Below are 13042 nucleotides of genomic sequence, written 5' to 3'. Positions count from 1 at the left end.
GCCTGATGGCCACGCTGCCCGGGCACTACTACACCGATCCGGAGATCTTCCGGCAGGAACAGGAACGCCTCTTCGAGTCGATGTGGTTCTGCGCCGTACGCGCCGCGGACCTCGACAAGCCGGGCGCGTTCCGCACGGTCCAGGTCGGCCGCGAGAACGTCCTGATCACCCGCTCCCGCACCGGCGAACTGCGGGCCTTCCTCAATGTCTGCCGTCATCGCGGCGCCCGCCTGTGCACGCAGGAGTCCGGCCAGGTCCGCCGCAACCTCCAGTGCCCGTACCACGCGTGGACGTACGACCTCGACGGCAAGCTCATCGCTGCGCCGAACCTCGTGCAGATGCCGGACGTCGACCGTACCGAGTACGGCCTGGTCAAGGTCGCCCTGCGCGAGTGGCTCGGCTACGCCTGGGTCAGCCTGGCGGATGAGCCGCCCTCCTTCGAGGAGACGGTGATCGGCGATGCCGTCGAGCGGCTCGGCGACACGGCCTCGATCGAGCGGTACCACACCCAGAATCTGGCTCTCGGCAAGCGCATCACGTACGACGTGAAGGCCAACTGGAAACTGATCGTCGAGAACTTCATGGAGTGCTACCACTGCGCGACGATCCACCCCGAACTGACCGATGTCCTGCCGGAGTTCGCGGACGGCTACGCCGCCCAGTACTACGTGGGCCACGGCGCCGAGTTCGGGGACGGCGTGAAGGGTTTCACCGTCGACGGCAGCGAGGGCTTCGGCCGGCTGCCCGAGGTCGCCGAGGACCAGGACCGCCGCTATTACGCGATCACCGTGCGGCCGACGGTCTTCATCAACCTCGTCCCCGACCATGTGATCCTGCACCGGATGTTCCCGCTGGCCGAGGACCGAACGGTCGTCGAGTGCGACTGGCTGTACGCGCCCGAGGTCGTCGAGTCGGGCGCCGATGTCTCCAAGTCCGTGGAGCTGTTCCACCGGGTCAACGCCCAGGACTTCGAGGCCTGTGAGCGGACCCAGCCGTCGATGGACTCCCGTGCCTACCGGCGCGGCGGCGTACTCGTCCCGACCGAGCACCACATCGGGATCTTCCATGAATGGCTGACCTCGAGGCTGGGCGGTGCACATGCCTGACCTGTTCATCGGCGGCGGCTGGACCACCGCCCGCGACGAGCGGACCCGTGAGATCCGCTGCCCCGCCGACGGCTCGCTCGTCGCCGTGGTCGACGAGGCGGGCGGCAAGGACACCGCCGACGCGATCGCCGCGGCCCGCCACGCCTTCGACGAAGGCCCGTGGCCCCGGATGTCGGCGGCCGAGCACGGCGACCTCCTCCTGCGCGTCGCGGACCTGCTCGTGCGCGACAAGGACGCGCTGGCCCGCGCCGAGTCCCTGGACACCGGGAAGCGGCTGGTCGAGAGCGCGTACGACATCGACGACATCGCGAACTGCTTCCGCTACTTCGGGCGGCTCGCTGCCGCCGACACCGGGCGCGTCGTGGAAACGGGGACGGAGGGCGCCGAGAGCCGGGTCCTGTACGAGCCCGTCGGGGTGTGCGCCCTGATCACCCCCTGGAACTATCCGCTCCTGCAGACCGCGTGGAAGGTCGCCCCGGCGCTCGCGGCCGGCAACACCTTCGTCCTGAAGCCCAGCGAGCTCACCCCGCACACGGCGATCCATCTGATGCGGCTGCTCGACGAGGCGGGACTGCCCGCGGGCGTCGCCAATCTGGTCCTCGGCGCGGGCCCGGAGGCCGGCGCGCCGCTCGGCGACCATCCGGACGTGGACCTCGTGTCGTTCACGGGCGGTCTGCAGACGGGGCGGCTGCTGATGGCCGCCGCGGCGGGCTCGGTCAAGAAGGTCGCCCTCGAACTCGGTGGCAAGAACCCGAACATCGTGTTCGCGGACGCCGACTTCGACGCGGCCGTCGACATGGCGCTCACCGCGGTGTTCCTGCACTCGGGGCAGGTGTGTTCGGCCGGCGCTCGGCTCCTGGTGGAGGACTCGCTGCACGACCGCTTCGTCGACGAGGTCGTGCGGCGCGCCGAACTCATCAGACTGGGCGGCCCGTTCGACGAGGACGCGCAGACGGGGCCGTTGATCTCGGCCGCGCACCGCGCCAAGGTCGAGGCGTATGTCGCACGGGGCATCGAGGAGGGGGCGGTGCTGCGCTGCGGCGGCGAACGGCCGAAGCCGGCCGCGTACGAGCAGGGCTTCTACTACCTGCCGACCGTCCTCGACGAGTGCACGAGCGGCATGTCCGTCGTGCAGGACGAGTCCTTCGGCCCGGTCCTGACCGTCGAGCGGTTCACCGACGAGGCGGAGGCGGTGCGGCTCGCGAACGACTCGATCTACGGTCTCGCGGGCGCCGTCTGGACGAGCGACGAGGCGAAGGCGGCGCGCGTCGCGGGCGCCCTGCGCCTCGGCACGGTCTGGATCAACGACTACCACCCGTACGTCCCCCAGGCCGAATGGGGCGGCTACAAGCAGTCGGGGAGCGGCCGAGAACTCGGCCCTTCGGGGCTCGCCGAGTACCGCGAGACCAAGCACATCTGGCGCAATACGCAGCCCGTCGCACAGGGCTGGTTCGGCGCGCCGCCGGAGTGTCCCGAGGACGGTGACCCGTCATGAGCCAGGACGAGAGCACACAGGAGACGCGGAGCGGGGACGACGCCGAGCTCGCCGAGTTCGGCTACCGGCCCGAACTCAAGCGCACGCTGGGCAACTTCCACACCTTCGCGGCGGGCATCAGCTACATCTCCATCCTCACCGGCACCTTCCAGCTCTTCTACTTCGGATTCGCGAACGGCGGCCCGGCGTACTGGTGGTCCTGGCCGATGGTGTTCGGCGGCCAGTTCACGGTCGCCCTGTGCTTCGCCGAACTCGCCGCCCGCTATCCCGTCGCGGGCTCCGTCTACAACTGGGCGAAGAAGGTGGGCAATCCGCACATCGGCTGGCTCGCCGGCTGGATGATGCTGCTCGCCTCCGTCGTGTCGATCGCGGCCGTCGCGCTCGCCTACCAGCTGACGCTGCCGCAGATCTCGTCGGCCTTCCAGTTCATCGGGGACGGCACCGGCCCGTACGACGTCGCGACCAACGCCGTCGTCCTGGCCTCCGTACTGATCCTCTTCACCACGCTCGTCAACGCCTTCGGTGTGAAGCTGATGGCCACCATCAACACGGCCGGCGTCTTCCTCGAACTGATCGCGACCGTCGTCCTGATCGTGCTGTTCGCGGTGCACATCGTGCGCGGCCCGCAGGTCGTGACCCACACGGCCGGGGCGGGCCACGGCCAGCCTTTCGGCTACCTGAGCGCGTTCCTCGTCGCGTCGCTCGCCTCCGCGTACGTGATGTACGGCTTCGACACGGCGGCCTCGCTCGGCGAGGAGTCCCTCGACCCGACGCGCGGCGCGCCGCGCGCCATCATCCGCGCGATCGTCGCCTCGTTCGTCCTCGGCGGGCTGATCCTGCTGCTCGCCCTGATGAGCGTGTCGAGCCTGACCGGCGAGAAGCTGTCGACGGACGGCCTGCAGTACGTCGTCCTCGACGTGCTCGGCCCGACGGCCGGCAAGGCGATGCTGTGGTGCGTGCTGATCGCGGTCACGGTGTGCGCGCTCGCCGTGCACACCGCGGCGATCCGCCTCGCCTTCGCGATGTCGCGCGACAACAACCTGCCGGCGTCGTCGGTCCTCGGCCGGGTCAGCCCGCGTTTCAAAACGCCGGTCGTGCCGGCCGTAGTCATCGGCGTACTGGCGCTCGCGATCCTGGTCGTCAACATCCGCCAGCCGCAGATCTTCACCGTGGTCACCAGCATCGGCATCATCATGATCTACCTCGCCTATCTGCTGGTCACCGCCCCGATGCTGGTGGCGCGGCTGCGCGGCAGGTGGCAGCCGGCGGGCGACGGGAAGTTCTCCCTGGGCCGCTGGGGGCTGCCCGTCAACATCATCGCCGTGCTGTGGGGCGGCGCCATGACGCTCAACCTGATCTGGCCGCGCGCGGCCGTCTACAACGCCGCCGCCCCCTACCACTGGTACCTGCGCTGGGGCGCCGTCCTGTTCATCGGCGTGATCGCGGGCGGCGGCTTCGCCTACTACTGGGTCGTCCAGCGACACCGCACCGGTGTCCTCGCCGAACACGCGGCCGAGCCCGCCCGAACCGCTGCCCCACTGGAGGAGGTCACCACCCCATGAACTCTGACGTCTTCGACTACGTCGTGGTCGGCGGAGGCACCGCCGGAAACGTCGTCGCGGCGCGCCTGTCCGAGGACCCGTCCGTCAGCGTGTGCGTCCTGGAGGCGGGACCGAGCGACGTCGGCGACGACAACGTCCTCCAACTGGACCGCTGGATGGCCCTGTTGGATTCCGGATACGACTGGGACTACCCGGTCGAGCCCCAGACCAGCGGCAACAGTTTCATGCGCCACGCGCGCGCCAAGGTCCTCGGCGGCTGCTCGTCCCACAACTCGTGCATCGCCTTCTGGGCGCCGGCCGAGGACCTGGACGACTGGGCGGCTGCGGGGTGCGCCGGCTGGGGCGCGGCCGACGTGTTCCCGCTCTACAAGCGCCTGGAGAACAACGACGCCCCCGGGGACCACCACGGCCGCTCCGGCCCGGTGAAGCTGCGCTCCCTCAAGGGCGCGGACCCGTGCGGCAGCGCGCTGCTGGCGGCCTGCGCCGAGGCGGGCATCCCGACCACGCCGTTCAACACGGGCCGCACGGTGGTGCGCGGCGCCAACTGGTTCCAGATCAACTCCGACGAGAACAACATCCGCCAGTCGTCCTCGGTCGCCTATCTGCACCCGGTCATGGGCAGGCGGCCCAACCTCTCTGTGCGGACGGGGGTGCGGGCCAAGCGGCTCGTCTTCGAGGGCCGGCGCTGCGTGGGCGCCGAGTACCTCGACCCCGACCTCATCCACACCAGGACGGTGCGTGCCCGCCGCGAGACGGTCCTCTCCTGCGGCTCCATCGACTCGCCCAAGCTCCTCATGCTGTCCGGGATAGGCCCGGCCGGTCATCTGCGCGAGAGGGGCGTGGACGTGCTCGTGGACTCCCCCGGGGTCGGCGAGAACCTCCAGGACCACCCTGAGGGCGTGATCATGTGGGAGGCGAAGCAGCCGATGACCACCACGTCCAGCCAGTGGTGGGAGGCCGGCATCTTCTACGACACCGAGCCCGGCCTCGACCGGCCCGACCTGATGTTCCACTACGGCTCCGTGCCCTTCGACATGAACACCGCGCGATACGGCTATCCGACGTCGGAGAACGCCTTCTGCCTCACGCCCAACGTGACACGCGCGAAGTCACGCGGCACCGTGCGGCTGCGCACCCGCGACTACCGGGACAAGCCGCTCGTCGACCCGCGGTACTTCACGCACGAGCACGACGCGCGCGTGATGACGTACGGGCTGAAGCTGGCGCGGCGCATCGCGGAGCAACCCGCGCTCGGCAGGTGGGCGGGCGCGGAGCTGGCCCCCGGGCCTGATGTCCGCACCGACGACGAGCTGCTCGACTACATCCACAAGACGCACAACACCGTCTACCACCCGGCCTGCACGGTGAAGATGGGCGCGGACGACGATGCCTCGGCCCCGCTCGACGCGCGGCTGCGCGTGAAGGGGACCGAGGGCCTGCGCGTCGCCGACGGCTCCGTGATGCCGGACCTCGTCACGGTCAATCCGTGCATCACGACGATGATGATCGGCGAGAAGTGCGCCGAGCTGCTGCGCGCGGACGCCTGATGCGACCGGCTCTCTAACCGGGGTGGTTCGCGGGGCGCTTGTACATGCGCGTTGCCGTGATCTCTCCGTGCACGGTCTCCTCGGCCGGGTCCTGCTGCGGCAGGCCCGGCCGCAGGTGCTCCTCGACGCTGATGTACTTCAGCCCGGCCCTGAGGTCCGCGTCGTTGCGCAGCCTGATGACCAGCGGGAACTCGGCGAGTGCCGTCGTGTCGAACAGGCCGGTGGTGTACAGGAGCTGCACGCCGAGCGCGTCCGACACGGCCCGCTGGAGTTCGAGCAGGTACGTGGCGTTGGCGCGGCCGATCGGGTTGTCGAGGAACAGCGTGCCCGCGTGCCGGTGCTTGTCGCGGCCCCGGTCGTTCGAGCGCAGGGCGGCCATCGTGCAGTACAGGGCGATGGCCGCGGTGAGGAGCTGGCCGCCGGAGAACACGTCGCCCATCTGTCCGACGGGGACCCGCTCGGCGCGCAGCACGGCGTCCGGCTTGAGGATCTCCACGGCGATGCCCTTGGGCTGGAGCGCCGCGCCGACACCGCGCAGGAGCAGGGACATGCCGTCGCGGCGCAGGTCGGAGTTCTTCTTGACGGCGGCGCGGGTCGCCTCGTCGACGACCTCGCCGAGCCGCTCCACGAGGGTCGCCTGGTCGGGCTCCTCGAAGCGGATGCGCACGAACTCCTGGCCCGACCACTCGCCGAGCCCTTCCGGGAGGCGGGACAGGCGCTGGGCGGACCGCAGTGTGGCGAGCGCCGACTCGACGAGCCCGCGCAGCCGGTCCACGATCGAGTCGCGGTTGCGCTCCAACTGCTCCAGCTCGTCGGTCAGTACGCGCAGCCGGGGCGCGAACGCGTCCGCCCACTTCTGCGCGTGCTCGGGCAGCGCCGAGGCGGGCAGCTCGCGGATCTGTTGCCGGGCCGGCGTGCGCACCTGCTCGTAGCGGGTGGCGTTCGCGTGCCGTACGAGGATGTCGCTCGCGTCGCGCACGGCGGCCTCGGCGGCGGACAGGTCGGCGGCGCAGCCGCGCAGGGAGCGCCGGGCCTCGGCCGCCGCGTGCCGGGCCTCTTCGAGGGTGCCGGGGTAGGGCTCGGGCTCGTCCTGCTCGCTCTCGTGCCGGTCGGGATGCTCGCGCAGCAGGTCCTTGAGGAGCGCTGCGGTCTCCTCGAAGCCGCCGGTCGCGTCCTCGGCGGCGCGGTGGGCGTCGAGGAGTTCGCTGTGGGCGGCGCGGGCCACGGTCAACGCCTCGGTGCGCGCGGCGAGTTCGCCCGTGGCGGTGCGCAGGAGCGTCTGGGCGTGCTCGGCGCCGGTGGGGACGAGGTCGTCGGGCAGCTCGGTGTGGGCGTCGTCGCCGTCCTCGGGCGCGTGCCGCTCGGCCTCGCCGCGCAGGCGTCCGAGCTGCTCGCTCGCGGTGGAGACGCGGGCCTCCAGGAGCTGAACCAGTTCGTCGGCGCGGGCCGCGGCGGCCTGCCGTGACGGTCCGTCGGAGCCGTCCGGGGACTGCAGGAGCTGGGCCGCGCGGGTGCGGACCTTGTTGCTGAGCCGGTCGAGCTCGGCGAGCGCGGCGCTCTCGTCGCTCTCCGCGCGGGCCTGCTCGGCGCGCAGGTCGGCGCCGACGCCGACTTTCTCGTAGACCTGGGATGCCGCGCGGTACGCCTCGCGCAGCGCGGGCAGCGACGGCTTCGGCGCCTGAGGGGAGGGTTGCTCCGGGTCCGCCGGTACGTCGTCGGGGGCGCCGGCGATCTCCGCGCGTTCGGCGCGCAGGGCACGGGCGGTTCGGCGGGCGTCGTCGGCGGCGCGCTGTGCCGCCCTGCGGTCCTCGTCGGCGGAGCGGGCGCGCTCCAGGCAGGTCTGGGCGCGTGCCTCCGACTCGAGGGCCTCGTCGGCGAGTTCGCGCACCTTGACCTGCCAGCCGGCGCGCTCGCGCAGCCGGAACGCGAGTCCCGCGAGGGCGTCGGCGACGCGCCGCGCGCGCTGGGCCGCGTCCTGCCGCTCGTCGCGTACGCGGGTCGCCTCGACCGCGGTCTCTTCGGCCTCGGCGCGGACAGTGCGGGCCTCGGCGAGCTCGGCCTCGGTCTCGTCGGCGAAGGCGCGTGCCTCCTGTGCGGCGGCGGCCAGTTCGGCGAGGCGTCCGTCCGGACAGCCGGTGCGCCAGGAGCCGATACGGGCGGCGAGCTCCCGGTCCTTGGAAAGCCGGGCGGCCAGGGCGCGGATCTCCTCGTCGCGCTCGGTCGCGCGCGTGCGCAGCGCCTGCCGCTCCTCGTCGGCGGCGTGCTCGTCGTGCATAGCCGGGTTCGGCGGCACGAGGAAGACGCCGCTGTCGCCGGTCTCCTCGTGGGGTGTCGGGGCGAGCAGGGCGGCCGCCGTGCCGACGGCGACGGCGGAGCGGGGCAGCAGGGCGGCGCCGGCGAGTGCCTCGCGGGCCCGGGCGTGTGTGTCGGGGTCGGTGATGACGACGCCGTCGACGAGCTCGGGGCGCGCGGCGAGCACGCGCGCGTGGTCCACGGGGTCGACGGCCTGGGCGAGGTAGCGCCAGCCGGGCAGGGCGGGGATGCCATGCTCGCCGAGGAACTCGACGGTGGCGAGGACGTCGGGTCCCGGCGGCAGGAGCCCGCCGTCACCGAGCGCGCCGAGGATGCGGGCGTCGTCGGCCGCGGCCGTGCGCAGGTCGAAGAGCTGGCGTTCGGCGGAGGCGACGCCGTCGTCGAGCAGCGCCTTGAGGTCGTCGGCCGCGCGGTCCAACTCCTCGGCCGTGAGCGGGGTTTCGCCGAGGTCGCGGGTGACGGTCGCCACGCGCGCGTGGCGGGTCGCGGCTCCGCCGGCCACCGCGCCCCGGGGCGCGGGCACCCCTGCGGCGGGGATCCCGGGGACCCCGGACAGTCCGAGCAGCTCCGCGACGCGCTCCTCGCGCGCGAGGGAACCGGCGGCGCGGTGCTCGGCCCCGTACGCGTTCTCGGCGGCCGTGGCGGCATCCGCGGCGCGGGCCGCGGTGAGTTCGGCGCGGGCCTCGGCGCCCGCCGTCTCCCGTGCGTGCTCGTTCGCGCGCCTGGCGGCGTCACGCGCCGTGTCCCAGGCGGCGACCGTGGTCTTCTCTGCGTCGCTCGCGGCGAGCGCCGCGCGCGCGGGGTCGGCGTCGGGCGCCGTGTCGTCGAGCCAGCCGGCCCGTACCGCCTCGGCGGTCTCCTGTTCGACCTCGGAGAGCCGCTGCCGCAGGTGCCCGACCTCGCTGCGGGCGCGCTGCGCCTCCGTGGCGGCGACAGTCGCGTCGCGGTGAGCGGTCTCGCCCGCCTCCTGGAGCGCGGCGGAGCGCTCCTCGCCCTCGTTGGCCAGCTCCTCGGCGCTCTCGGCGGCTCCGTGCAGGGCGCGTACGAGGTCGGCGGCGGCCTCGGCGCGGGCGGCGAGGGCCGGGGCGGCATCCCGCTCGGCCTCGCGGATGGCGACGGCCACGCGCGCGGAGCGGTCGGCGGCTGCGCGGTGGCGCAGGACGGCCTCGGCGGCCTGCCATGCAGCGTGCAGGGTGCGTGCGTCGGCCAGCTCACGCTTCTGCGCTGCGGCGGCCTTCTCGGCTCCGGCCAGCGCCAACGAGGCGTGCCGGTATGCCAGTTCGGAAGCGATCAGGGCGCTGCGGCCGCGGGCCTGCTCCGCCTCGCCGACGGTGTGCGCGGCGGCGGTGACCTGCTGGGCGAGGTCGGCGGCACGGCCGCGCTCCAGGGCGGCACGGGCGGCGAGCCTGCGGGCCAGGGTCCGGGTGCGGCGCTCGGCTCCGGCGTGCACGTCACGCGCGCGTGCCCGGGTGTCCGCGGCGTCCACGATGCGGCCGAGGAGGTCCACGGAGCCGGCGGTGAACTCGCGTTCGGCGATCAGCTCGGCCCGCCGCCCCAGCTTGTTGCCGAACCCGCTGACCAGGTCGGCCAGCCCGTCCGTGTCCCGGGTGTCGGTGACGGCGCGCAGGAGCAGGTCGGTGAAGTCGGAGTCCTTCTTGACGGCGAAGAGGCCGGCGGCCTCACCCTCGTCCGCGTTCATCTCGCGCTGGTAGCGGAAGAGTTCGGGGTCGAGGCCGAGTTCGCCCAGGTGCTCGTTCCACCGGTCGTGGATCTCTTCCCAGTGCACTTCGAGGTGCGGGTACGCCTTGCCCGCGTCGGTCAGTGCGTCCCGGAAGCCCTTCATGGTGCGCCGCCGTCCCTGCGCGCCCGAGACGCCCTCGGCCGAGGCCCGTACGGCGGAGGACTCGGCGACGGGCAGCGAGTCCAGGCTCATGCCGGGCCCGGGTCGCAGCGAGTACCAGGCCTCGGCGAACTTGCGCGGGTCGTTCGAGACCTGCCGCCCCCGCCACTCGCTGACCTTGCCGACGACGACGCACTCGCCCGTGAGGGTGTGCTGCCACTCCAGGGCCACGTGCCCGCAGTCGTCGGCGAGCAGGAACTTGCGCAGCACGCCGGAGCTGGCGCCGCCGAGCGTGTTCCGGTGGCCCGGCAGCATCACGGAGAAGATCAGCTTGAGGAGGACCGACTTGCCGCCGCCGTTCTCCAGGAAGAGCACGCCCGCGGGCGCCGGGCGCCGCGGCGGCCCGACGGGCTCGTCCTCGAAGAACTCCGCCTGGGTGGGGGCGGGGTCGGGCACGGGCTCGCCGACGCCCCGCAGGTCCAGGACGGTGTCGGCGTAGCGCGCACCGGCGGGCCCGATGGAGTAGAGGCGAATCCGGGACAGCTCGTACATGGCGGCGGACTCTCGTCGTAGTAAGTCGGTGAGGCGGGGGGCGTCGTGGGGCGGTGGTGCGTGGGCGGTCAGGAGTGGAAGGGGAGTCCCGCGTCGGCCACGAGCTCCCCGTCGTCCTCGTCCGCGGGCGGCAGGAGGCTCGCGGAGCCGTCCGTGACGGGCACGATGCCGAGGTCCGCCAGCTCGGAGAGGGCGGCGGTGCCGGCCAGGTCGCGGACCTGGAGCTGGTAGCGGGCCGTGGTGCGGTACGTGCCGCCCGAGTCGTCGCCCGTTCTCTGCAGGAACCCGGAGTCGGTGAGGAACGCGACGGCCTTGGCGACGATGCCGGTGGTGGATCCGGCGAGGCGGCGCGCGTCCTTCGTCGCGCCGGTCGAGCTGCGCCTCGCCCAGATGCGCCACGCCGCCTCGAGGCCCGGGGCGTCGGAGGCCGGGTCGGTGTTCTCGCCCCGCTCCTCGGCGCGCTCCTCCAGGCGGCGACAGGCCTGGCGGACGAAGGCGTCCACGCCGTTGACCGTGACGCGGCCGATGTAGCCGTCGTCGGCGAGGTCCTCGGGGCGCGGGAACGCCATCGCGGCGACGGCGAGGTGCGCGAGGCCGTGCAGGAAGCGGTCGCTGCCGTCGGCGGAGGTGCGGCGCGCGTAGTCGCCCATCCGGACGGCGAATACGGAGTCCTCCGCGGCGGTCACGGCCATCCCCGCGCGCGTGGAGACCTCCAGGACGACGAGGCCGAGCCCGGCGGCGACGGCGTCGGCGAGCCGCGCGAACGGCGGGTCCTCGCGGTAGCGGCGCAGCAGCTCGGCGTACTCCTGGTCGCGGGCGGGCTGCAGCTTGGGCTGGAGGCCGAAGGCCACGAGGCGGGCCGCGTCGGCGGCGTCGGCCGGAGTGACGGGCGCGCCGGCCGCCGGAGCCTCCGAGGGCTCCGCCTCGCCCCACGCGGCGTGCTCTGCGGGGTGATCGGTCACGGCTGGTGCTCCTTGGTCGGGTCTACGGCGAGGCACGGGTGTACGTCGCTATCAGCGACGCGCGGCGGTGAGGCACGGTGCGATGCGATCGGCACTACGCGGCCTCCGTCCGGTCGGCCGCCATGCCCGCGGCGTCCAGGAGGGCCGTGCCGACGATGAGGTCGGCGCCGCCGAACTCCGGGTCGTCGAGCTCGGTGCCGTCGTCCACGGCGAACAGCAGCTTCTCCTCGCCCTGCCGGTAGGCCGTGCCGACCGGCGGGCTGGCCGCGTGGACGGACAGCAGGGCGACCAGATAAGGCAGTTCGGGGTCGCGGCGGCGCGCCTCGGCGAGCAGTCCGGAGAGCCGGCGCGGCGCGTCGGAGGGAAGGTCGAGCAGCTCCATGGCGCTCGCCAGCTGCTCCTCGCTGAACCGGCTGTCGTCGGGCGTCGCGATCAGGTCGGGCTCGGGCATCTCGACGCCGAGGTGCTCCCGCTCCTGGGGCGGCGTCAGCAGTATGTCGATCAGGTCTCCGACCCGTACGGACACGGGCGTGCGCATGCCCGTCCCGCGTGCGAAGAACGCGTCGGTGACGCGGCTCGCCTGCTCGACCGGCAGCGGCAGCAGGGGCGCGACGAGTTGCCCGTACAGGTCGAGGCCCGCGCGCGCGGACGGGGCGGCGAAGGCCTGCCGGTCCTGCTCGGCGCGGAACAGGGGGCCCGCTTCGAGGAGGCGGGACTGGAGCTGTGTGTGCCGGCGGATGCAGTCCTTGACGATGTCGACGAGCTCGGCGGCGCGCCGCTTGTGCTCGGGGTCCTCGGACTCGTCGCGGGCCTTGCGGATGTTCGTGAGGATCGCGTTCTCGTGGCGGTACCGGTCGGCGACGTGGTCGAGCGCCTCGGCGATCATGTCCGGGACGGCGTTCAGCCAGTCCACCGCGCGGACGTTCCTCCGGGTCGCGTCCAGGGCCCTTCGGAGGGTCTCGGAGTACTGCACCGTCCGGTACCTGGCCTGCTCGGCGGCGAGCTGGGCGTCGGCGAGACGGCCGCGGTTGATCAGCACCTCCAGCTTCACCTCGGCGGCGATCTGGGCGCTGGTGACGTCGGTGTCGAGGGCGCCCACCAGGACGTTGACCGCTTCGTCGGTGGTGCGGAGGTAGACGCTTCCCCCGTAGCCGGCGACTTCCTCGATCAGCTTGAAGTCGTAGTCCCTGCGGACATAGGAGCCGTCGGGCGCGAACGTGCCGTACACGGCGCGGAAGCCGCGGTCGACGCTGCCGACGTTGATCAGGTTCTCCAGGACCCAGCGGGCCACGCGCTCGTGCTCGGCGGCGGGGCGCTGCGGGGCCTGTGCGCCGACTCGGGGGATGAGCCTGGCCACTATCTGCTCGTGGTCGGCGCCCGTGTCGAAGTCCATGTTGAGTGTGACGAGGTCGATGGCGGAGAGCGCCACCTCGGCCATGCCGTATCCGGAGTACTCGCCCGCGAGATTGGCCTTGCGCACGTCGAGGTCGTGCAGCGGCGCGGTGCAGGCGAGCGCGCGAAGGCGGCGCGCGAGCCCTTCGTCGGCGGCCGGGCCCGGTGCGGGCCGCGGCCCCGCGCTGAGCTGGGGCGGAACGGATTCCGTGGTGGCAGGCGAAGTCACGGAGCACAGACTAGGTCCTAGGTCTGACAACGGTCGAAACGGCG

At 72.8% G+C, this 13042-nt stretch carries 7 protein-coding genes; 4 read left to right on the top strand and 3 right to left on the bottom strand.

Features of this window, described 5'->3' with window-relative positions; all coding sequences use genetic code 11:
- Positions 1–5: 5 nt before the first annotated feature.
- Genes CG723_RS34715 through CG723_RS34700 form a run of 4 tightly spaced genes read left to right on the top strand, consistent with a single transcriptional unit; the run spans position 6 to position 5710 of the window.
- Positions 6–1106: an aromatic ring-hydroxylating oxygenase subunit alpha gene (locus CG723_RS34715; protein ID WP_100597519.1), complete on the top strand. Its 1101-nt coding sequence runs from the start codon at positions 6–8 to the stop codon at positions 1104–1106.
- On the top strand, positions 1099–2601 hold the full coding sequence (locus tag CG723_RS34710; RefSeq protein WP_100597494.1) for an aldehyde dehydrogenase family protein: 1503 nt from the start codon (positions 1099–1101) through the stop codon (positions 2599–2601). The genes CG723_RS34715 and CG723_RS34710 overlap by 8 nt, the downstream gene beginning before the upstream one ends.
- Positions 2598–4163, top strand: coding sequence for an APC family permease (locus CG723_RS34705; RefSeq protein WP_100597493.1), 1566 nt, complete (start codon positions 2598–2600; stop codon positions 4161–4163). Before CG723_RS34710 ends, CG723_RS34705 begins: the two co-directional genes overlap by 4 nt.
- Positions 4160–5710, top strand: coding sequence for a GMC family oxidoreductase (locus tag CG723_RS34700; protein WP_100597492.1), 1551 nt, complete (start codon positions 4160–4162; stop codon positions 5708–5710). Before CG723_RS34705 ends, CG723_RS34700 begins: the two co-directional genes overlap by 4 nt.
- 13 nt (positions 5711–5723) lie before the next feature.
- On the opposite strand, the gene CG723_RS34695 is transcribed toward CG723_RS34700, so the two are convergent.
- From CG723_RS34695 to CG723_RS34685, 3 genes are all read right to left on the bottom strand, one after another.
- Positions 5724–10415: a hypothetical protein gene (locus CG723_RS34695; RefSeq protein WP_100597491.1), complete on the bottom strand. Its 4692-nt coding sequence runs from the start codon at positions 10413–10415 to the stop codon at positions 5724–5726.
- A gap of 68 nt (positions 10416–10483) precedes the next feature.
- Positions 10484–11377, bottom strand: a complete 894-nt coding sequence (locus CG723_RS34690) for a hypothetical protein (protein ID WP_100597490.1) — start codon at positions 11375–11377, stop codon at positions 10484–10486.
- 94 nt (positions 11378–11471) lie between these two features.
- Entirely contained in the window at positions 11472–12998 is a 1527-nt protein-coding gene (locus CG723_RS34685; protein WP_100597489.1) for a hypothetical protein, read from the bottom strand.
- Positions 12999–13042 lie beyond the last annotated feature (44 nt).

The organism is Streptomyces sp. CB01635, from assembly GCF_002803065.1.
In the GTDB taxonomy this organism is placed as follows: Bacteria; Actinomycetota; Actinomycetes; order Streptomycetales; family Streptomycetaceae; genus Streptomyces.
The sequence above is the reverse complement of the archived record's forward strand: the minus strand, read 5'-3'. Positions and strand labels throughout refer to the sequence as shown.